1 protein-coding gene is annotated in these 256 nt (G+C 73.4%); it reads right to left on the bottom strand.

Annotated elements, in window-relative coordinates:
* Positions 1–256: ATP-binding cassette domain-containing protein (locus ACQG3P_RS20475; protein WP_426806068.1), on the bottom strand; the 256-nt coding region annotated here is incomplete at both ends.

Here is a 256-nt window from a genome sequence, read left to right as displayed (position 1 = left end):
TGGCACAGGGACGGGCGTTGCCCGGCGTAACCGACCTCCAGCCCTGGGCGCAGCACGCTGCTGCCCTCGCGGGGCGGCAACCAGCCGGCCAGCGCTTCCAGCAGCGTGCTCTTGCCGCTGCCGCGGGGCCCCACCAGGGCCAGGCGCTGGCCGGCTTCGATCTGGAAGGAGAGCTGCTGCACCACATCGAGCGAGGCGCCCAACGGGCGCAGCACCAGGTTGCGCACCACCACCGGCGGCGCATGCTGCTCCAGCA

The sequence above is a fragment of the Stenotrophomonas sp. SrG genome (genome assembly GCF_050031795.1).
GTDB lineage: Bacteria > Pseudomonadota > Gammaproteobacteria > Xanthomonadales > Xanthomonadaceae > Stenotrophomonas > Stenotrophomonas rhizophila_A.
Note: the sequence above shows the minus strand (reverse complement) of the source record. Positions and strands in the feature narration are given on the sequence as shown.